This window comes from Chryseobacterium proteolyticum, from assembly GCF_046591535.1.
Classification (GTDB): domain Bacteria; phylum Bacteroidota; class Bacteroidia; order Flavobacteriales; family Weeksellaceae; genus Chryseobacterium; species Chryseobacterium proteolyticum.
Genome location: NZ_JBJLWK010000004.1, coordinates 241,338 through 262,001, shown reverse-complemented (window position 1 = coordinate 262,001; position 20,664 = coordinate 241,338). Strand labels below are relative to the sequence as shown.

Sequence of the window (20,664 nt, the reverse complement as noted above, 5' to 3'; positions counted from 1 at the left end):
TTAAAGAATAATAGCCGTAGTATTCTTCACCTCAGAGATCATAAAAGAACTGTGAGTGCTTGCGATGTGTTGTAAAGTTGTCAGTTTTGTTAACATGAAATTTCTGTAATCAGCTATGTCCTGTACGCAGATTTTAAGAATATAGTCATAATCGCCGCTTACATGAAAACATTCTGTAACCTCATGCAGATTCATCACTTCCTTCTCAAACTGAAGAACATATTCCTTTTTATGCTGGGTAAGTTTAACGTGGCATAAAACCATAAAATCCTTCTGGATCTTATGCTTATCCAATATCGCTACATATTTTGAAATGACCCCTGTATTTTCAAGCTTGCGTACTCGTTCATATATCGCTGTAACCGATAAACCAAGCTTATAAGACAGCTCTTTAGTGGTTTGTTTCGAATCTTCCTGCAAAAACAACAGCAGTTTCTTATCTGTTTCATCAAAGACCATAGATTTTTTTTTTGGAAAAAAGTTATTTCACACAAATATAATAAACATATTTTCTACAATAATCCAATTTTATAGATTTATACTCTAATATTTATCAAAATCATTGTAATAAAACTTAAAATAACTCAAATTTAAAAACAAAAACAATGGAAGATTTCAACGCAGCAAACGAAATACAGGACTTACAATACTTTGGAGAATTTGGCGGAGTAAATCCTTCAATTTCTGACAGTTCAACCTACACTTTTCTTTCAGCTAAAACAATGTTCGATACATTCGAAGGAAATGCAGAAGGTTGCTATCTATACTCCAGACATTCATCTCCAATGAACCTTTATCTGGCTCAGGCTTTAGCCAAATTGGAAAACACGGAAGCCGCCAATGTTACCGCATCAGGAATGGGAGCAATTACATCCGTACTTTTACAGGTTTGTAAAAGTGGTGACCATATTATTTCCAGCAGAACAATTTATGGAGGAACCTATGCATTTCTGAAAAACTTCCTTCCTCCTTTTAATATCGAAACCACTTTTCTGGATATCAATAATATTGAATGGATCGAAAAGTCGATACAGCCCAACACCAAAGTTATTTATTGTGAAAGTGTAAGCAACCCACTTCTGGAAGTTGCAGATCTTAGAAAACTTTCTCAAATATGTAAAAAACACAATCTTAAGCTGATCGTTGACAATACATTCTCCCCTCTTTCAATTTCTCCGACTTTATTGGGAGCTGATATTGTAATTCATAGTTTAACAAAATTCATCAACGGAAGCAGTGATACTGTGGGAGGCGTTTATTGCGGATCACAGGAGTTTATCAACGATACCAAAAACGTAAATAACGGAGCTTGTATGCTATTGGGACCAACAATGGACAGTTTCCGTTCGGCCAGTATTCTAAAAAATCTGAGAACACTTCACATCCGGATGAAGCAGCATAGCTATAACGCACAATATCTTGCTGAAAAATTCGAGCAGGATGGATTAAAAGTTTCTTATCCTGGATTGCCCTCTCATAAAAATCATGAACTCATGAAAAGTATGATGCATGAAGAGTACGGATTCGGAGGCTTGATGACTTTAGATGCAGGTACAACAGAAAAAGCCAATGAGCTGATGGAACTGATGCAACAGGAAAATTTAGGATATCTTGCTGTAAGTCTCGGTTTTTATAAAACATTATTCTCTTGCTCAGGCAGCTCAACATCATCTGAAATCCCTGAAGAGGAAAGAATTGCAATGGGAATATCTGACGGATTGATCAGATTCTCAATAGGTCTTGATCACGACATTGAAAGAACCTATCAAAAAATGAAAGAATGCATGGTAAAAACAGGCGTTCTCCACCATGAAAACACATCCATATACTAATCAATCATTGTAATAAGTGCTGTTGAATTTCAACAGCATTTATTTTTTATGATAATGTTTTGGAAACGCATCTTCGGGCTTCATCCTGAACACATTGAGTAAAATCCATGATTTCAGAAATCCGTATCCATAAGAAAACATCTGAACATACGTAGAAATCACAGCCATACCGGCAATGCTAATATTCTTGGTAACCCATAAAGCGTGAAAGAAAACCAGAAAAGTATACAATCCATAAAAAGCAAGAATAATCCCTCTTCCCATTACAAAGTACTCTATAAAACCAAGAATATATCCTAATAAGAAAAGGCTGGGAAAAGCGAAGGAAATCTTCACATAATTCGGATGCCGCTGATTCAGAATAGGCCTTGCACAGCCAAACTGAAATACCTGTTTGGAAAATTTCCCAAAATCTACCCTGCGCTTATGATACACTGCAATATTATCGAAGAAAGCCGTAGTAAAGCCGTTTTCCCACAATGTCATAGACAGATCCGGATCCTCCCCGATTCTCATTTCAGAAAATCCTCCAACTTTATCGAAAACCTCTTTTTTCACTCCCATATTAAAGCTACGAGGCTGAAATTTAGAAACGGATTTCTTACTGCCACGAATCCCTCCGGTAGTAAACACGGAAGTCATAGAATAGGAAATCGCCTTTTGCATCAGATTAAATCCTTTATGAGCCTTATCTGCACCTCCAAATGCATCACAGGGAATTTCCAGAATATCTTTCTTAATATTTTCTATATAATCATTCTCCACAATCACATCACTATCCACAAAAACAAGCCAATCATTTTCAGCTCGCTGAGCTCCGTAATTTCTTGACAAACCAGGTCCTGAATTATCTTTCCTGAAATACCTGATCGAAAGGATGTCATCAAAATTTTTAATCGTGGGTTTAAGATCAATCATAGAACCATCATCCACAATAATAATTTCAAACTCCCTGTCTGTTTGTTGAGTCAGAGAGTTCAGCAGCTCGAAAAGCTCATCTTTCCGGTTGAAAATAGCGATAACGATGGAAATAGTAGGTTTCAAATTGAAAATTTGTCAAAATTAACCATTCATAAAAGAATTCGCAAACAGTTTAACAGGTATTCACCTAAATTAACACCAATATGGAGAACAGATCTTTATCACAAAAGAAGAGGTCATTACAGCAATTTTTCGATGAGTGTGCATGAAATTTTAAACAAAGTAAATTGACATTTTAAACAAATTACCAGATTCCTGTACGCTATACCTTTGTCATATCAATTAAAAATAAAAACATGATACAAGACAAAAATGTACAAAGTCCGATCCATTCCGGTTTCAATGCACAATCAACAAGCTGGGATGTTATTAAAGGAATTGATCTTACTGGAAAAACGGTTATTATTACCGGTGGATATGCAGGAATCGGCCTTGAGACTACGAAAACTCTGGTTTCGGCAGGTGCGCAAGTCATCGTTCCTGCCAGGGATATTGAAAAAGCAAGGAAAAACCTGTCAGGAGTTCAAAACATTGAATTTGAATTACTGGACCTTATGGATCCTCAATCCATTGATGCTTTTGCAGAAAAATTTATTGCTTCAGGAAAAAAATTGGATCTCCTGATCAATAATGCCGGAATTATGTGGGTTCCGCTGCGTAGAGATAGCCGCGGAATAGAATCACAACTCGCCACCAATTACCTGGGACAATTCCACCTTACCGCCAGATTATGGCCTACCCTAAAAAAAGCTAACGGAGCCAGAGTAATCAGTGTTTCATCTTATGGGCACCAGATGGCACCATTTAATTTTGAAGATCCTAATTTTGAGCATCGGGAATATCAAACCCTACTCGGATATGGTCAGTCAAAAACAGCATGCAATCTTTTCGCTGTAGAGCTTGACGCAAGAGGAAAGGCATTTAATGTAAGGGCTTATTCCGTCCATCCGGGTTCTGTATACGGAACTGATTTAGGAAGAGAAGAACCCATTGACCTGTTCAAGCAAATGGGCACCCATGACGAGAATGGAAACATAAAACCTGAAGTGGAAGCCAGATTAAAGACCATTCCCCAGGGAGCAGCAACAACAGTATGGTGCGCCACAAGCCCTCTTCTCCATGACATCGGAGGAGTATATTGTGAAAACTGCGATATTGCGGAGATAGATCACGGACAAATTGAACACCGGTTTGATGACCCTGCCACTATACGAGGAGTACAATCTTATTCTCTGGATAAACAAAATGCTGAGCATCTTTGGAAACTTAGCGAAGAAATGATTGGAATTCCATTCAATATAGGATAAATATACCTTGAAAATGAATAATTTTGTTATTGAAAACTAGAAGCAATGGATTTTCACATCAAATACATCACACCGGATATTAAGCTTTCTTCCTATGAAGATAAATTATTTAAAACTGAAACTGTTTTTGAATATCATATGCTGGTGTGGTTTATTTCCGGGGAAACGAAGATCATCCAGGCCGATCGCTCTTATCATTTTACATCGGGAGACATTTTTCTTATTCCGAGGAACCAATTGGCAACAATTATTAATTATCCTAAAGACGGCCGCCCCCATAAAGCAGTAGTAATGCATCTGACGACAGACCGTTTAAAGCAGTTTTATTCAAATATGGACATCCAGGATTCTGTAATCCGGAAAGAACCTGAAATCTTCAGTTTCAGCAATCATCCTTTATTACAAAGTTGCCTTGCCTCATTAATACCCTATTTTGAGATGACCCAAACTTTCCCGGAACATATCGCATCACTGAAAATCATGGAATCAATCAGTATTCTACGGGAAATTAACCCGGAAATTGACACTGTTTTAGCTGATTTTGAGGAACCCGGAAAAATCAATCTCGTTGATTTTATGGAGAAAAATTATATGTTCAATATGCCTTTGGAACGATTTGGTTACCTTACAGGAAGAAGTTTGTCCACTTTCAACCGGGATTTCCGGAAAACATTTCAAACCACACCTCAGCGGTGGCTTACCCGTAAAAGACTTGAATTAGCTCATTACCACCTTGCTGAAAAACATAAGAAACCATCAGATATATTTATGGAAGTAGGCTTTGAGGATTTATCCCACTTCTCCTATGCATTCAAAAAGCAATATGGCTACGCTCCATCCATGATCAGATAAAAATAAAAAGGACAGACTCCATGTTGAAATCTGTCCTTTTACATGTAAATTACCGGATTATAATTTTACCAACTTCCATTTTTGTGCATTTCCTGTATTTGCCGTCCAGATCTGAATTTTTGTTCCGTTAGCTGAAGAACCATTATTCACATCCAGATTAAAGCCTGATGCGTGAGCAGGTGACAAAGTATAATAATCATTTCCTACAGATGTTATTTTCCATTTCTGTGCGTTGGTTCCATTATCAGTATAGATTTGCACCTGGGTTCCGTTTGTTGTCCCGGAATTGGATACATCTAAAGATTTTGTGGGTGCATTCAAAGGTTGGAGCTTATAATACCCTCCTCCCACGTCAGTAATTTTCCATTTTTGTGCCGTATTGCCATTGGATGCCCATAGCTGAACTTTTGTTCCATCTGTAGTACCTGCATTCAAAACATCCAGCATGCTTGTTCCATTGGTCGCAGAAACCAATTGATAAGTGGCCCCCGAAGTAATTCCTGTCGTAGGTGTTGTTGTCCCGTCTCCATACACTGTATTTTGCCCATACAATATACTTGTAGCATTGGTAAAATAAGAGGCGATATTGGTAGCTTCAAGGTCATAATATAAAAATACGCCATATCCGTCATCTTTGGTTCTCTGTGCAAAACTTGAAACCGTAGAAGTACTTGTATAGCTGGAAGTTGAAGAGTTTACGTTGACAGCCGCAGCCCCTTTATGAGCGCTATCAAGGCCTGGGATATTAGGTGCTGAGTATGTACTGTAATAAGGGTTCCATGCATAATCTACCTTTGACCCAACAGTGACCCCATTATAGGAAAGGTTGCTTGCAGAAGGTCCGATATTGTAAAAAGAAATAATTTTATCAGGAAGTAAGTCTCTAAGCGCCGTTACAAGGTATACAAATGAAGACTGATTAGCCTGCCCTGTTCCATTGGCACCATAATTTGCATATTCATCATCAAAATCAATTCCGTCTAATCCGTACGTATTTACAGCATTAGCCAGTTCCTGGGCAAAAGCCTGTGCAGCAGCCTGGCTGGGAAAGTTAGCAAATCCTGCTCCCTGATGATTTCCCAGAATGGATAACATTACTTTAATACCCTTATCCTGCAAAGGTTTTATATAGGTATTTTTATTGCTGAGCACGTTGGTTACCTGAGGATTAAAATACAAATAAGCCTTTTGGGTTGTCGTATTATAATTGATGTTGGCGGCAAAAATAATTGCCACATCAAAAAGTTGTCTTCCGTCTGCCAGTTTATATTTACCAACTTCCCTGATATCATTGTTGTTGACCTCAACATACATTACAGAAAGTGGATTCTTACCAAAAGCAGCCACTTTAGAGGTTAAACTACTCTTTGCTGATAAGGAATTATCCTGTGGCGTTACTGAATCATCCAAAGGATCGGAATTACATGATATAACGCTGAAAACACCTATCAACAGAATAAGTAGGGATAGTAAGCTAATTTTTTTCATAATAAAAGTATTTAACTGTTTATTACGAATCTAAAATAAACCTTAACAATTAATTAATAATAAATTATCAAAATCACCTATTATTTTATCAATGAAAATATAAAACAGCTATCAATATAAAATCAAACTACATTAAAACGTTTTAAAGTTGATAATATAAGAGGAAAATTTATCATATTTGTCTTACAACATAGAAGCCTACTATAATGAGAAAATATATCCTAACATTATTTATTTTAATATTTACCTTGACGACAATTCCCGGTCAAAATACTGAAACTTTAATGAAGGAAGGGGTAAAAAGTGATAGCTTGTTCTGGGTAGCCTACAACAAATGCAATGTGATTGAAATGATGCGTTTTATTCCTGCTGATGTTGAATTCTATCACGATAAGGGAGGAATAACAAAAGGGGACGAAGCATTAAAAATCACATTCCAGAAAAACCTTTGCGGAAATAAGGATTTCCATTTAAGGAGAGAAGCAATTGATAAGACTGTCAGGGTTTTCCCAATGAAAAAAGATGATAAGCTGTACGGTTTAATTATTTCCGGTGATCATTATTTCTACATCAATGAAACGGGTAAAAAAGAATTCAGGGATGGTTTGGCCAAGTTCACTGATCTTTGGATTTTAGAGAACGGAAAATGGAAAATGTCCAGGGTTTTAAGTTATGACCACGGCCCGGCACCATACCAAAATGAAAGAAAGGAAATACCGTTAAAGGATCAAATTGTGAAAACCTATCAAGGTAATTACAATAGCAGGAAAAACGGAATTATTAGCGTTGAACCCAAAAATTCCATCCTGAATCTGACTGTTGGAGGTAAAACGCTTTTACTTTATCCGGAAACAGAAAACAGATTCTTTACAAAAGAAAAGGATCTTGTGTTTGAATTTGTAAAAGAAAAAAATAAGATCATAAAAATGAATGTTTATGAAAACGGGAATCTTATCGAAGAAGATTATTTTACGAAATAAATAAAAAGCCTTCCAATAAGGAAGGCTTTATCTCATTTTATTGATTTTCCAGTTTATGTACCTTTTTAGTTCCCTCGTACATTTCGTATTGTAAAAATCTTGTCTCCAGTTTTCCGTTGAAGAGCTTAATCTTTCTGGAAGGACGAAGTCCTATTTTCTTTACCGCTTCAAGGTCTGAAGAAATCAGCCAGGCTAAAGTATTCGGGTAATGGGTTTTAAAAGTATCTCCGATTTTCTTGTAAAACTCATCATCATTAATAGAGATTCTTTCATCATATGGTGGATTGAAAACCATTAATAAAGGGAAAAGTTCTTTTTTAGACTCAAAAAAGTTTTGCCTCTTAACTTCAATTACATCTTCCATTTCAGCCGACTCGATATTGGTACGGGCAGCGTTAAGCATTCTTCCGTCTATATCGTACCCTACAATTTTACCCTGAAATTCTTTCACTCTATTGATTCTGAATTCCTTGATCTTAGTAAAAAGATCATTATCATAATTGTTCCAGTTTTGGAATGCAAATCTTTTCCTGAAAATCTGTGCAGGAAGATCCATAGCAATCATTGCTGCTTCGATCAGAAGAGTTCCTGAGCCACACATCGGATCCAGAAAATTTCCTTTTCCGTCCCATCCGGCAAGCTGAAGCATTCCACTTGCCAATACCTCATTAATAGGTGCCTCACCCTGTTCTTTTCTGTATCCTCTTTTGAATAAAGGATCACCTGAAGAATCAAGAGAAATTGTTACTAACTCCCTGTCGATATGCAAATGAAACTTGATATCAGGACTTTTAGGCTCCACATTAGGGCGCTTTTTGAATTTTTCCTGAAAGTAATCCACAATAGCATCTTTCATTTTTAATGTAACAAATTGTGAATGCTTAAAGGTCTCTGAATTTACGGTAGCATCAATTGCAAATGATTGATCCACATCCATAAACTGTTCCCATTCCAGCTTAAAAAGCTTGTCATAAAACTGATGCTGATTAAAAGCCTTGAATTCAAAAACCGGTACCAGGATCTTCAATGCCGTTCTTGCCGAGTAATTGATTTTATAAAGAAAACCTAAATCTCCTTCACAGTTTACCGCGCGGTTTTTAACTTCAACATTTCGTCCTCCTAATTTTTTAATCTCTTCAGCTAAGATCTGCTCCAATCCGAAGAAAGTTTTTATCTGAATTTTTATATTTTCTATGTCCATAAATAGTTATTAAAAGATTTAATAATTTAAAAATTAAAAGATTAGCCTTCCAATATTTTGATTAATTGAATTTTTCAATCTTTCAATCTTAAAATACTTTTCCTTTTACCGCACAAATTTAGTTATTTTTGCATTATGGAATGGTTTGAATCTTGGTTTGATACCCCTTATTATCATTTACTTTATAGCAACAGGGACTATACGGAAGCTGAAAACTTTATTACAAAGCTTACTCAAAGTCTTCAGCTGCCGCCTTCTTCTAAAATTATTGACCTTGCCTGCGGAAAAGGAAGACATTCCGTATTCCTTAATAAATTGGGATATGATGTCTTGGGGCTTGATTTATCAAGACAAAGTATTGAGTTTGATAAGCAGTTTGAAAACCAAACCCTTATTTTCGATGTCCATGACATACGAAACCCTATCGATGCAGATCCTGTGGATGCCGTTTTTAATCTTTTTACGAGTTTCGGATATTTTGACCAGGAAAGCGATGATAAAAAAGTTTTCCAATCTGTTTACTCTGTTTTAAAGCCTGGAGGCTATTTTGTTCTTGATTATCTGAACGAAGAGTACGTAAGAAGTAAAATTGTTCCGGAATCAGTCATCAACCGCGGTGATATCGATTTTAAAATCTGCAAAAAAATTGAAGGAAGACATATTATCAAAGACATCCGGTTTGAATCTAAAGGAAAGCCTTATCATTTTTTTGAGAAGGTAAAGCTACATACACTGGAAGAAATCAATTCCTACGCTTCAGAATGTGGCTTTGAACGATTGAAAATCTGGGGTGATTATCAATTGAATAGCTTTAATAAAGAAACGTCACCACGCTGTATCAATTTATTTAAGAAAAAATCATGATCATAGTCCTTTTACTGATTTTAAGTGTAATCGCAGGAGTATTTCTTGGAAAGCATTTTGGTAAAAAAGAAAAACTGGCTAAAAATCTTTTGATTCTGAGTGCAGGGTTTCTTATTACCATCTGTTTGAACGAGGTTTTCCCACAGGTTTACACTTCAGAAAAAAGTAATATTATAGGTATTTTTGTAATTCTGGGTGTCTTATTACAAATGATTCTGGAAGCTTTAACCAAAGGGTTTGAGCATGGTCACTTTCATCATCATAATGATCATAATATACTTCCCGTTGCTTTAATGGCCGGATTGTTTGTCCATGCATTTATAGAAGGTATTCCTTTAGGAAATGAAAAAGAAGTATTATCACCCTATCTACTTGGTATCGTTTTTCATAACATTCCTATTTCATTTATTTTGGGAGCCTTTTTATTCAACAGAAAGGAGGGAGAGAAAAGATCACCGTATCCTACCTATATGATCATTGCATTATTTGCGCTCGCCTCTCCTATGGGAATGTTATTGGGAAATTATTTCAATCCGGAGTTACAGCCTTATTTTCTGGCAATTGTCGGAGGAATTTTCCTGCATATTTCATCAGTAATTATTTTTGAAAGTAATAAAAACCATAATATTGACTGGACGAAAATAGGTTTAGTAATCCTTGGTATATCACTTGCCCTGATTATGCACCAGTTTCATTCACATTCGGTGATTTCCGGTCATTAGGAACAGCCCTATGTAAATCCGGCATTAGTTGTATTTAAAAATCACTACAATTTAATTCATAAATCCCTGACTAGAGGAAACTTATAATTAGCAAAATAATTCCTTTTATAGAGAAAATTACGGAAAACAAACAATTAAAGTGCATAATACATCGCACAATCAAACAATTAGCTAATTCTTTTAATTATTCATAATTTTTACATCAAATTAATATTGATGTAATTTTTTTTGTACTTTAGCCCCGCCACTAAATCACTTACGTATGAATAAACGAACTAAACGTTTGACAACAGCTGTGTCCTGTTTTTTATTATGCGGTATTTTATCCGCCCAAACGAATAAAAAAAAAAGACACCCTGAGGGAAAAAAGCATTGAAGATGTTGTAATTGTAGGATACAAAACTCAAAAAAGATCGAGTCTTACAGCAGCTGTCTCAATTATTTCTGACAAAAAACTAAAAGATGCCAATACCTCTGATGTATCAAGTCTCTTACAAGGAAAAGCCGCAGGAGCACAAATTATGCAGGGAGGAGGCGGTCCGGGATCTTCAGCAACCGTAAAAATCAGGGGTACCGCTACCATCAACGGTCCAAGCCAGGCATTATGGGTCGTAGACGGTGTAATGATGAACGGAACTCCCAATCTGGATCCCAATCAAATCGAAAGCATCAACATTTTGAAAGATGCGACATCAACAGCCTTGTATGGTTCCAAGGGAGCAAACGGAATTGTACAGGTCTTCACAAAATCCGGAACAGCAGGAAAAAGCACGATGAATGTTTCTGTAAACAATTCGTTTAATACATTCAATAACGGGCGCTTCAAATTGATGGATGGTACCCAATTATATGATTATTTCACTTCATTAAAAAATGCCCCTTCAATCCCTTCCGAACTCAGAAATCCTGGATATAACTGGCTGAAAAACGGCACACAGACGGGAGTAGTTCAAAACTACACCATTGATTTCAGAGGAGGCTCTCAAAATTCAAGGACGTACATTTCCGGAAACTATTATGACGAAACCGGAACTGTAAGAGGATACGACTATAACAGATTGTCATTCAGGATCAATCATGAACATACCGTAAAGCCCTGGCTGATATTAAAACCCAAAGTGAGTCTATCATATACCAGCGGAAAAGACCGTCAGGGTTCGCTGTATCAGATGTACCTCAATATGCCTTGGGATAATCCAAAAGCCCCGGATGGAAGTCTCATAAACCCTAATTCATATAGTGGAACATGGTATGGAAGAGATTACTCCAATTACCTTTACGATTTGCAATGGAACTATGGTAAAAGCAATCAGCTGGATCTGATCGGGAATTTTGATGCTGAAATTAAATTTACAGATTATTTAAAGTTTGTTACTACCAATAATGTCACCTACAGAAATTATGACGATATGTATTATACCGATCCGAGATCCATTGCGGGGGATAGTAACAAAGGTGAATTAACAGAATCCTATTCCAAAGATGTAAGCAAATTCTTTAACCAGATGTTGAGATTCGACAAAGATTTTGGAGTTCATAACGTAAATGCTTTAGCAGCCTATGAGTATAACGACAGAATATATAAGGTTTCCAGAGCCGGTGTATACGGAATTGTTCCGGGAACAGACGTCTTCGATAACGGAGCAACGACAGGAAGGAAGCCCTCAGGCACAAAGTATGACAGAGCATACAATGCATTTCTTTTCAACGCAGAATATGTATACGATAAAAAATATTTCATTCAGGGTTCTTTAAGAAGTGAATCTTCTTCTGCATTTGGTGCCAGCCAGAGAAATGGATTATTTTATTCATACAGTTTAGGATGGAATATTCACAAAGAAAAATTTTTCGGAGTAAAACCAATCAACGAATGGAAATTAAGAGCCAGCAGGGGACTTGTAGGAAATACCCCAAGTCCTAATTACGGATGGCAGGACCTGTATGCGCTGACTCAGATGTACAATGCTCAGATAGGAGCAACATGGTACCAGCTAGGCAATCCTAATCTAACCTGGGAGTCGATTTATCAGAACAATATTGGTACGGATATCCGGGCATTCGATAACCGTCTGACCCTGAACGTGGATTATTTTAATAATAAAACCAAAGATCTTCTGATGCTCGTTACCCTTCCGTCATTAACAGGAGTCGACAGACAATACCTGAATGTAGGAGACGTAAGAAATAAAGGATGGGAATTCAATGTTAATTATGCTGTCATTAAATCTGAAAATGTGAACTGGGATATTGGTTTCAATATCAGTACCTACAACAACAGGGTTCTTTCAACAAGAAACAACAGCATCCAGCTTCTATCCAATAATCAGGTCGCTATTGCCGGAAACGATGTTACTTCATTCTATATGCGAAAATGGATGGGGGTAAATCCTGATAATGGTGCCGGGCAATGGGAAGTGATTAACGCTGATGGAACCAAAAGTGTTACATCTAATTACAATCAGGCCACACTGCAGATTGTAGGCGCTGCTACACCCGATTATTATGGATCTTTCAGTACCAATCTTACCGTAAAAAGGTTTTACCTTAATGCCAATATTTATTTTTCGCAGGGAGGACAGATTTACAACTCCTACCGGGAACTGTTTGATTCTGATGGCGCTTATCCTTACTACAACCAAATGGTCCTGAAGGATAGCTGGAACAGATGGGAAAAACCTGGAGATATAGCCACACATCCTGTAGCAATTTTCAACAATAATACACTTACCAACAAGCCTTCTTCAAGGTACCTGGAAGATGCAAGCTATATGAAATTAAGATCCCTGAGGTTAGGATACAATTTTCCAGATTCTTTAGCGGAAAAACTTAAAGTCTCTTCGGCAAGTATTTATATCATGGGGGAAAATCTCTTTACCATTACTAAATTTTCCGGAGTAGATCCGGAAGCCGGACCTGCAGATAACCAAACTACCTATTCCGGAACAGCGGGCGCAATTTATCCTATCCCAAGAAGATTTTCTCTTGGTTTCACCTTCACCTTTTAAAACTTATAAAACATGAAAAAGATATTTTTAGCACTTATCGCACTAACATCGGTAGCCTGTAATATAGACAGGTCTCCGTATGATTCAAAAGAGTCTGATACCATATTAACAGATCCAACAGGGCTACAGACCATTACTCTCGGAAACTATGCTCTTTTGAAAGGAGATGCAACCGGAGGAGGATTTTTCAACAATCTTTACAGAGTGGGTGAATATGGCGGAGATAATATTGATATCAGCGGTACGACCACCGATCAGTTCTTTTATTATTATAACTACAGAAGTATTAAAAATAATGGCCGCTCCAATACGATATGGAATGCAGGATATAAGGCTATCATTGGATGCAATAAAGTTATTTCCAAATTTGCCGAAGGAAAAGATACCAATACCGATCAGCTGATCGGGGAAAATTATTTCCTAAGGGCCTACGTTTATTTTTCTTTGGTAAATGTATTTGGAAAACCTTACAATCAGGGAACCGGCAATCTGGGAGTACCATTAAAAACATCGGATGATGTAAACGAATTACCGGGCAGGGCCACGGTAGGTCAAATTTACGATCAGGTAGTCAACGATCTGAGAAAAGCGGAACAATTGATGACTCTCGATAAAAACAACACCTACGCATCTAAAGAAGCTGCTCAAGCACTGCTATCCAGAGTGTATCTGTATATGGAAAATAATGATAAAGCTATTGAATATGCTGATAAGGTGATTAATTCCGGAAAGTATATGCTATTGTCTAATTCCGAACTTCCTTCTTATGCCACGAAAACTCCTGAAACCAACAAAGAGACCATTTTTGCATTCAAATACAATAAAGATGGTGATTACAGTGATGGCTGGTACACTATAGGATCCATGTATGCCAATATTCAAAATGTAGGCTGGGGTGAGATGTACGCGTCTTCTTCTTATCTGGATCTGATCAATCAAAATCCGCAGGATGCACGATTGAAGTTCATTTCTCCGAAATATGCAACCCCATCTGTTCCTGTTGCTTATTGGGTACAACAAGGTACAAATGCTTCCGGAGGAATAACTTATAATTACACTTTTCAGAAAACATTCCAGCAGGGAGGGAATACCTATTTCACAATGAATAATATTAACTATCAGGTGCAATCAGAAATTTTGCCTACCAAAACGAATTATTACTTTATTAATTCTAATAACGTAAAAGTTTATGTAAATCTGGACAATGATATGGACAAAAGAAACGGGTATCCGAAATTTTATGTTTTAAAATGTTCATTACAGGAAGGAGTTCCTCAATTATGGTCACCGGTTATTCTGAGATTGGCTGAAATGTATCTGAACCGGGCCGAAGGCTATGCTAAAAAGGGAAATTCAGCCTCAGCACTGGCTGACGTAAACACGATCAGAACAAGAGCGGGAATTCCAGCATATTCTTCAGTTCCATCAGGACAAACTATTTTAGACTTGGTTCTTCAGGAGAGAAGACTTGAAATGGCTTTTGAAGCACATAGAAAATATGATGTCTTCAGAAATAAATTAAGTCTCGACCGTAATTATCCGGGAACCCATTTAAACGGAAATAATCCCTTTTATACGGTTCCTTATACCAGCAACAGAATTATTGAATATATCCCTGAACAGCAGATTCAGATCCAGCCCAATCTGATCCAGAATCCTGATTAATCAGATCTTACTCCAATGCATATAAATTAAAAGCTCCGAATTAAAAATTCGGAGCCTCAATTTAATCACTTGCTACACAATCCGGAAATTAGAATTTCCAGCCGACTGTAAGAAAGAAGTTATCTCTGTTGCTTTTCACACTGGAAACAACGGATGTTGGTGTATTTACATCAAAATCACCTGAATAATATCCTGTTCCCAGGTCAGCACTCCCTCTCAGGAATGGGTTATTATATTTTGAGCTGACATTCTGATACGCTGCATCCACATAGAAGTTTCCAAAATCATATCCGATACCTGCTCCTATCGTATTTCTTTCTCCTAAAATCAAATTACTATAGCTATTATCCCCTGCAACTCCTGCATTGGAATAAGAACTGATCGTAAAAGCATCAAAAGGACTTGACGTATAAGAATACCCACCTCTTATTCTAAATGCCTTAATTCTGTATTCCGCACCTACCCTTACTTCCGATAGGTTTTTATAATTGTCACTGAAGAAAGAATTCAATTCTCTTTCCGCAGCACCTTGTACTTCATATTTAGGTTTGGTAAGTCCTAAAGTATAGTCTACGTTAATGGCAAAATTCTTATTGGGAACAAATGCACCACTTACAGTAGCCTTCATTGGGGACCTGAAATTTCTGTCTTCCACATAGTTGTCATAATTGATCCCGTTACTTCCGTCATAATATTCGCGGAAGACCCTGTCGATATTCCACCAGGTCGGTGTTTCAATAGATGCTCCCAATCTGAACTGATTGCTTAATTTTCCGATAACCCCTACTGTTGCTGAAAAACCATTTGATTTTTCCGAAAACGGGGTATACTGTTTATCAAAAGTATTCACCGATCCATCCAGATTAAGCCCGAATAAAGCACTGTCATACTGATCGATTTCAGCGTAATGCATATTAATGCTTGCTCCCAGATAAAGTGAATTGTTATAGTTCGCACCTACACCCAGGTTAAATTTGGTCTGATTACCATATCTGTTATAAGCATGCCCAAGGTAAGACAGGTTACCTACCACAGGATTTCCATTAGAATCTAACAAATTTTTGGAGATCACTACATTGGAATTCCCCGGGCTCTCAACATAATTCTCAAGAGACTGCGTTGATAGATTGGCACCGATATTAATGAACTTCCATGGTGATTCTGTCATCAGCTGGATCGTTGCAACACCACCAACATTTCCAAGCGTAAATTTATTTAATTTATAATCTGTTGAAGATCCAGCCAGAGAGCTGGTATTTTTAGTATTGCTTAAAAACAACGTTGCCGATACATCTCCCGCAATAGCAACACCTAATCCGGCAGGGTTTGTCATCAATGAAGTAGCATCACCTCCAAGTGCCCCGTTAGAGCCGGCCATCGCATTAAATTTTGAAGAACCTATCATCGGAGTGTTAGAATAAACATCAATCGAATTCCTGATTGTAGAAATATCCTGTGCCTGCACAAAGTAAGCAGCAGAGATACCTAGTACTACTAAAGATTTTTTTAACATTATTATTTGAATAGTTAGTTATTATGTTTAAAAATTATCTGCCTCCTGATCTGAAGCCGCCTCCGCCGCCGGATCTAAATCCACCGCCGCCTCCACCTGAACCGCCACGGAAACCACCTCCGCCACCAGAGTTGAATCCTCCGGATCTGAAGCCACCGTTGTCATTTGATCTGAAACCACTATCGTTTCTGTATCTTGGCTGGCTGTCGTAATTAGGTCTTGGCTGAGTATTCATATTAGGATTACGATATCCTGAATTATTATTTCTGAAACCACTGTTATTGTTGCCTCTGAATCCGGAATTGTTACCATTAGTCATTGTTCCGTTTCTGAAACCACCATTGTTATTTCTGAACCCTGAACCATTCGTATTGTTTCTGAATCCTGAACCTGCAGAATTGTTTCTGAATGCAGAGTTATTGATGTTGTTTCTGTATACTGATCCGTTACTTCCGTTATATCCGCTTAAACCATATCCAAGTCTTCCGTCAGCACCACTTCTCCTGTAAGCCGGTCTGTTGTAATATCCATTACCCCAGTAACCGCCACCCCAGCCCCAATATGGGTTTCCATAGTAGCCGCCGCCCCAGCCCCAGAAAGGATCATAAAATCCTCCATAGTTCCAGCCCCAGTAAGGGTAACCACCCCAGCCCCATGAGCCGCCCCAGCCCCAGCCGAAGGACATTCCGAAGCCCCAGCCTCTGTTCCAGCCCCAATATGGGCTATAGCCTCCATACCATCCACCCCAGCCCCATGGTGAACCCCATGAGTTGTCGTAATAGTTGGTCTGAGATCCGGCAAAAGCGCCCCAATCAGAATCTGTTGCGGTATTATTCCATGAATCGCCTCCCCATGTGCTGTATTTGTTATCCTGATCTTTGGAGTTGGTTTCCGCATTCTGAATAAGATTGGTATTGTTTGCATCCTGATAGTAATCATAGTATTCTCCAACCCTGTTTCCGCCATTAATGATCACTCCTTCTGGCAGCGTATCTTTATTGGGATCATAATAGACCCCGTCGGTCTCGCTGTACCCTCCCATCTGTGCACCACAAGACATTAATAACAATCCACTTGATATGGCTAAAATACCTTTGGATTTTAGCATACCAAATAAATTTTTATGTATATTTTTTTTCATGATAACGTAAAGATTTTTAATTTAAATTATATTTGCAATGTGTACCAAAAATGTACCAAACATCGGTAAAAAAATCTATCAAAAATAGATTTTTATTTTTAGATAACAATAATGTTAAAAAGTTAAAAAAAATTTAAAAAAACAATGGCAAAATTAACCTCAAGGAGCGAAGATTACAGCAAGTGGTATAACGAGTTAGTTGTAAAAGCAGATCTGGCAGAAAACTCCGGAGTACGTGGAAGCATGGTTATAAAACCATACGGATATGCGATCTGGGAACAAATGCGTGATGAAATGGATAGAAAATTCAAAGAAACAGGTCACGTTAATGCTTATTTCCCGCTTTTTGTGCCCAAAAGTCTGTTCGAAGCTGAGGAGAAAAATGCAGAAGGTTTTGCAAAAGAATGCGCCGTTGTTACCCATTACAGATTAAAAACCGATCCGGATAATCCTCACAAGCTGATAGTAGACCCTGATGCCAAGCTGGAGGAAGAACTTATCGTTCGTCCTACCTCGGAAGCTATTATCTGGAATACTTATAAAAGCTGGATCCAATCATACAGAGATCTACCGATATTGATCAATCAGTGGGCGAATGTTGTTCGTTGGGAAATGAGAACCCGTCTATTCCTGAGAACCTCTGAATTCTTATGGCAGGAAGGTCACACGGCTCACGCAACCAAAGATGAGGCCATAGAAGAAGCAGAAAAGATGAATAAAGTGTATGCAGATTTTGCAGAGAACTTTATGGCAATGCCTGTAGTCCAGGGATTAAAGACCCCTTCCGAAAGGTTTGCGGGAGCGGATGAAACCTATTGTATTGAGGCATTAATGCAGGATGGAAAAGCTCTTCAGGCTGGTACTTCTCACTTTTTGGGTCAGAATTTCGCAAAAGCTTTTGATGTGAAATTCACCAATAAAGAAGGAAAAATAGAACACGCATGGGCTACATCATGGGGAACTTCTACCCGATTAATGGGAGCGTTGATCATGACACACTCTGACGATTTCGGATTGGTATTGCCTCCAACCTTGGCTCCAATACAAGTGGTTATTGTTCCGATCTTCAAAGGAGAAGAACAACTGAACCAAATCAGTGAGGTTGCTTTAGACATTCAGACAAAACTTAGAGCTAAAGGTATTTCGGTAAAATTTGATAATGACACCCAAAACAAGCCGGGCTGGAAATTTGCGGAATATGAATTAAAAGGTGTTCCTGTGAGAATTGCAATCGGGCCAAAAGATCTGGAAAATAAATCGGTTGAAATTGCAAGAAGGGATAACCTGACCAAAGAAACGGTTTCTATTGAAGGATTGGATTCCCATATCGATCAATTATTAAAAACCATCCAGAAAGATCTTTACACCAAAGCTCTTAATTTCAGAGAAGAAAATATGACTAAAGTGGATTCTTACGAAGAATTTAAAAAAGTTCTGGAAGAAAAAGGAGGATTCATCTATGCACATTGGGATGGTACCGCTGAAGAAGAAGAACAAATCAAGGAAGAAACGAAAGCGACCATCAGATGTATCCCTTTGGATGATGATATAGAAGAAGGTGTTTCATTAATCTCCGGAAAGCCTTCTAAGAGACGCGTACTATTCGCTAAAGCGTATTAATAATTTTAATCATTTGCAAAAAAAAACGTTGAAAATCAAATAAATATTTAAAAAATATGACATTTGGACAGATTTTTGTTTAATTTTATGTCAACATTAATCTAAAAAATATTTATTATGTCTTTAAACGTTATTGATTTAATTAAAGGACAATTGGGTCCCGCTTTAGTTTCTCAGGCGGCTTCACAGCTTGGAGAAAGTGAGTCTGGTATTTCAAAAGCAATTGGAGGTTTATTGCCTGCCGTTGTTGGTGGATTAGCTAATAATGCTAATAATCCGGGAGTTTTAGATGCAATCACCAGTGCTTCATCTAATGGAATTTTAAGTAATTTATTAGGAGGCTCTTCTAATAATTCTATGATTTCAGGTTTATTGACGTCCATTTTTGGAGATAAACTGAGTGGCTTGGTAAATTCCATCGCCAGCTTTGCCGGAATTAGTAATAATTCTTCCAGCTCTTTGCTGAATATGGTAACAGGAGCTACAGTAGGTACTATAGGAAAGTATGCTGCAGACAATAATCTGGATGCATCAGGAATTTCAGGGCTACTGAATGATCAAAAAGGAATTGTTTCTACTTTACTGCCTGCCGGACTTTCTTTAGCATCATTAAATATTGGTGACTGGGCTAAAGGATATAAATTTGATAATGATAACGACGCTATAAAAACGCCGGTACAGGAGGAACCAAAAATTGAAGTAACAAGAAGTACAACTCCAACAGGTACCAACCCGGACAGAAATGACGGAGGTGGTTCTATCTGGAAATGGTTATTACCTCTTCTGCTATTGATTGCTGCAGGATACTTCTTATGGAAGCAGTGTGAGAAAAAAGAAACCACTACCACTACAATGGGCGCGGATTCTACAGGAGCACACTCTGATACGGCTACGGCAGTATCTCCGTCTGATACAGCAACAGCACCTGCCGCTACAACCACGAAAGTTGACGAAAATATCGACTTGAACGGTACAGCGCTTAAAGGGTACAAAGGCGGAATGGAAGACAGAATGATTGCATTCTTAAAATCTGACGGCTACAAAAATGCAGCAGATGATAATGCATTAAAAGACACTTGGTACGATTTCGATCATGTGAATTTTAAATTAGGAAGCGCTACAGAACTGGAAGCAGGTTCTCAGGGACAATTGGAAAACCTTGCAGCTATTTTAAAAGCTTATCCTGATGCTAAAATTAAAATAGGAGGATATACTGACAAAACAGGTAATGAAGCTTCTAATGTAAAACTTTCTACTGCAAGAGCTAACTTTATCAAAGAATGGTTAGGCAAACAAAATCTAGGTGGTCAGGTATTAGGTGCAGAAGGTTATGGAAGTAAATTTGCAACGGTAGACGCAAAAGCTTCTGACGCTGAAAGAGCCAAAGACAGAAAAATGGCTATAAGATTTGCGAAATAATCTTTTAAAATAAATACTACGTATAAGATCCCGAAAGTTTTTTCGGGATTTTTTTATTATATATTTTCTATTTA

Annotated in this window: 16 protein-coding genes; 10 read left to right on the top strand and 6 right to left on the bottom strand. The window is 37.7% G+C overall.

Features of this window, described 5'->3' with window-relative positions; all coding sequences use genetic code 11:
- Positions 1–459 (bottom strand): Lrp/AsnC family transcriptional regulator, encoded by a 459-nt coding sequence (locus ACJ5H0_RS16995; protein WP_172277169.1) that lies wholly within the window; start codon positions 457–459, stop codon positions 1–3.
- 146 nt (positions 460–605) lie between these two features.
- Here ACJ5H0_RS16995 and ACJ5H0_RS16990 point away from each other — a divergent pair, with 146 nt between their 5' ends.
- Positions 606–1,832, top strand: coding sequence for an aminotransferase class I/II-fold pyridoxal phosphate-dependent enzyme (locus ACJ5H0_RS16990; RefSeq protein WP_172277166.1), 1,227 nt, complete (start codon positions 606–608; stop codon positions 1,830–1,832).
- Positions 1,833–1,871: 39 nt separating this feature from the next.
- Here ACJ5H0_RS16990 and ACJ5H0_RS16985 read toward each other — a convergent pair whose 3' ends face one another.
- Positions 1,872–2,876, bottom strand: a complete 1,005-nt coding sequence (locus ACJ5H0_RS16985; protein ID WP_172277163.1) for a glycosyltransferase family 2 protein — start codon at positions 2,874–2,876, stop codon at positions 1,872–1,874.
- Positions 2,877–3,109: 233 nt separating this feature from the next.
- On the opposite strand from ACJ5H0_RS16985, the gene ACJ5H0_RS16980 reads away from it, so the two are divergent.
- Together ACJ5H0_RS16980 and ACJ5H0_RS16975 are read left to right on the top strand one after the other, a co-directional pair.
- Complete coding sequence (locus tag ACJ5H0_RS16980) at positions 3,110–4,120, top strand: SDR family NAD(P)-dependent oxidoreductase (RefSeq protein ID WP_411250780.1); 1,011 nt, start codon at positions 3,110–3,112, stop codon at positions 4,118–4,120.
- 45 nt (positions 4,121–4,165) lie between these two features.
- Positions 4,166–4,972, top strand: a complete 807-nt coding sequence (locus tag ACJ5H0_RS16975) for a helix-turn-helix domain-containing protein (protein WP_172277157.1) — start codon at positions 4,166–4,168, stop codon at positions 4,970–4,972.
- Positions 4,973–5,029: 57 nt separating this feature from the next.
- On the opposite strand, the gene ACJ5H0_RS16970 is transcribed toward ACJ5H0_RS16975, so the two are convergent.
- Complete coding sequence (locus ACJ5H0_RS16970) at positions 5,030–6,460, bottom strand: endo-beta-N-acetylglucosaminidase H (protein ID WP_411250777.1); 1,431 nt, start codon at positions 6,458–6,460, stop codon at positions 5,030–5,032.
- A 206-nt stretch (positions 6,461–6,666) separates the two neighbouring features.
- Between ACJ5H0_RS16970 and ACJ5H0_RS16965 the strand changes: the two genes are divergently transcribed.
- On the top strand, positions 6,667–7,440 hold the full coding sequence (locus tag ACJ5H0_RS16965) for a nuclear transport factor 2 family protein (RefSeq protein ID WP_411250772.1): 774 nt from the start codon (positions 6,667–6,669) through the stop codon (positions 7,438–7,440).
- A 37-nt stretch (positions 7,441–7,477) separates the two neighbouring features.
- Here ACJ5H0_RS16965 and ACJ5H0_RS16960 read toward each other — a convergent pair whose 3' ends face one another.
- Positions 7,478–8,641: a THUMP domain-containing class I SAM-dependent RNA methyltransferase gene (locus ACJ5H0_RS16960; protein ID WP_172277148.1), complete on the bottom strand. Its 1,164-nt coding sequence runs from the start codon at positions 8,639–8,641 to the stop codon at positions 7,478–7,480.
- A 135-nt stretch (positions 8,642–8,776) separates the two neighbouring features.
- Here ACJ5H0_RS16960 and ACJ5H0_RS16955 point away from each other — a divergent pair, with 135 nt between their 5' ends.
- From ACJ5H0_RS16955 to ACJ5H0_RS16940, 4 genes are all read left to right on the top strand, one after another.
- The gene (locus ACJ5H0_RS16955) at positions 8,777–9,505 is read left to right on the top strand and encodes a class I SAM-dependent methyltransferase (RefSeq protein WP_411250769.1); all 729 of its coding nucleotides are present in this window, start codon (positions 8,777–8,779) and stop codon (positions 9,503–9,505) included.
- Positions 9,502–10,227 carry a ZIP family metal transporter gene (locus ACJ5H0_RS16950; protein WP_411250766.1) on the top strand — a complete coding sequence of 242 codons (726 nt, stop codon included), beginning with the start codon at positions 9,502–9,504 and terminating at the stop codon, positions 10,225–10,227. Before ACJ5H0_RS16955 ends, ACJ5H0_RS16950 begins: the two co-directional genes overlap by 4 nt.
- 293 nt (positions 10,228–10,520) lie before the next feature.
- Positions 10,521–13,232, top strand: coding sequence for a SusC/RagA family TonB-linked outer membrane protein (locus tag ACJ5H0_RS16945; protein WP_411250980.1), 2,712 nt, complete (start codon positions 10,521–10,523; stop codon positions 13,230–13,232).
- A 12-nt stretch (positions 13,233–13,244) separates the two neighbouring features.
- The gene (locus tag ACJ5H0_RS16940; RefSeq protein WP_411250764.1) at positions 13,245–14,897 is read left to right on the top strand and encodes a RagB/SusD family nutrient uptake outer membrane protein; all 1,653 of its coding nucleotides are present in this window, start codon (positions 13,245–13,247) and stop codon (positions 14,895–14,897) included.
- An 88-nt stretch (positions 14,898–14,985) separates the two neighbouring features.
- Here the strand turns inward: ACJ5H0_RS16940 and ACJ5H0_RS16935 are convergent, their stop codons facing one another.
- Together ACJ5H0_RS16935 and ACJ5H0_RS16930 are read right to left on the bottom strand one after the other, a co-directional pair.
- Positions 14,986–16,410 (bottom strand): OmpP1/FadL family transporter, encoded by a 1,425-nt coding sequence (locus ACJ5H0_RS16935; RefSeq protein WP_172277136.1) that lies wholly within the window; start codon positions 16,408–16,410, stop codon positions 14,986–14,988.
- A 34-nt stretch (positions 16,411–16,444) separates the two neighbouring features.
- The gene (locus tag ACJ5H0_RS16930) at positions 16,445–17,518 is read right to left on the bottom strand and encodes a prolyl-tRNA synthetase (RefSeq protein ID WP_273647336.1); all 1,074 of its coding nucleotides are present in this window, start codon (positions 17,516–17,518) and stop codon (positions 16,445–16,447) included.
- A 177-nt stretch (positions 17,519–17,695) separates the two neighbouring features.
- Here ACJ5H0_RS16930 and proS point away from each other — a divergent pair, with 177 nt between their 5' ends.
- Positions 17,696–19,171, top strand: coding sequence for a proline--tRNA ligase (gene proS, locus ACJ5H0_RS16925; protein ID WP_411250760.1), 1,476 nt, complete (start codon positions 17,696–17,698; stop codon positions 19,169–19,171).
- Positions 19,172–19,288: 117 nt separating this feature from the next.
- Positions 19,289–20,590, top strand: coding sequence for an OmpA family protein (locus ACJ5H0_RS16920; protein WP_172277127.1), 1,302 nt, complete (start codon positions 19,289–19,291; stop codon positions 20,588–20,590).
- The last annotated feature ends 74 nt before the right edge of the window (positions 20,591–20,664 follow it).

What these genes read in the sequence shown, in the direction of transcription:
- ACJ5H0_RS16995 (WP_172277169.1), bottom strand. Translation starts at nt 459, where the DNA reads ATGGTCTTTGATGAAACAGATAAGAAACTGCTGTTGTTTTTGCAGGAA.
- ACJ5H0_RS16990 (WP_172277166.1), top strand. Translation starts at nt 606, where the DNA reads ATGGAAGATTTCAACGCAGCAAACGAAATACAGGACTTACAATACTTT.
- ACJ5H0_RS16980 (WP_411250780.1), top strand. Translation starts at nt 3,110, where the DNA reads ATGATACAAGACAAAAATGTACAAAGTCCGATCCATTCCGGTTTCAAT.
- ACJ5H0_RS16975 (WP_172277157.1), top strand. Translation starts at nt 4,166, where the DNA reads ATGGATTTTCACATCAAATACATCACACCGGATATTAAGCTTTCTTCC.
- ACJ5H0_RS16970 (WP_411250777.1), bottom strand. Translation starts at nt 6,460, where the DNA reads ATGAAAAAAATTAGCTTACTATCCCTACTTATTCTGTTGATAGGTGTT.
- ACJ5H0_RS16965 (WP_411250772.1), top strand. Translation starts at nt 6,667, where the DNA reads ATGAGAAAATATATCCTAACATTATTTATTTTAATATTTACCTTGACG.
- ACJ5H0_RS16960 (WP_172277148.1), bottom strand. Translation starts at nt 8,641, where the DNA reads ATGGACATAGAAAATATAAAAATTCAGATAAAAACTTTCTTCGGATTG.
- ACJ5H0_RS16955 (WP_411250769.1), top strand. Translation starts at nt 8,777, where the DNA reads ATGGAATGGTTTGAATCTTGGTTTGATACCCCTTATTATCATTTACTT.
- ACJ5H0_RS16950 (WP_411250766.1), top strand. Translation starts at nt 9,502, where the DNA reads ATGATCATAGTCCTTTTACTGATTTTAAGTGTAATCGCAGGAGTATTT.
- ACJ5H0_RS16940 (WP_411250764.1), top strand. Translation starts at nt 13,245, where the DNA reads ATGAAAAAGATATTTTTAGCACTTATCGCACTAACATCGGTAGCCTGT.
- ACJ5H0_RS16935 (WP_172277136.1), bottom strand. Translation starts at nt 16,410, where the DNA reads ATGTTAAAAAAATCTTTAGTAGTACTAGGTATCTCTGCTGCTTACTTT.
- ACJ5H0_RS16930 (WP_273647336.1), bottom strand. Translation starts at nt 17,518, where the DNA reads ATGCTAAAATCCAAAGGTATTTTAGCCATATCAAGTGGATTGTTATTA.
- proS (WP_411250760.1), top strand. Translation starts at nt 17,696, where the DNA reads ATGGCAAAATTAACCTCAAGGAGCGAAGATTACAGCAAGTGGTATAAC.
- ACJ5H0_RS16920 (WP_172277127.1), top strand. Translation starts at nt 19,289, where the DNA reads ATGTCTTTAAACGTTATTGATTTAATTAAAGGACAATTGGGTCCCGCT.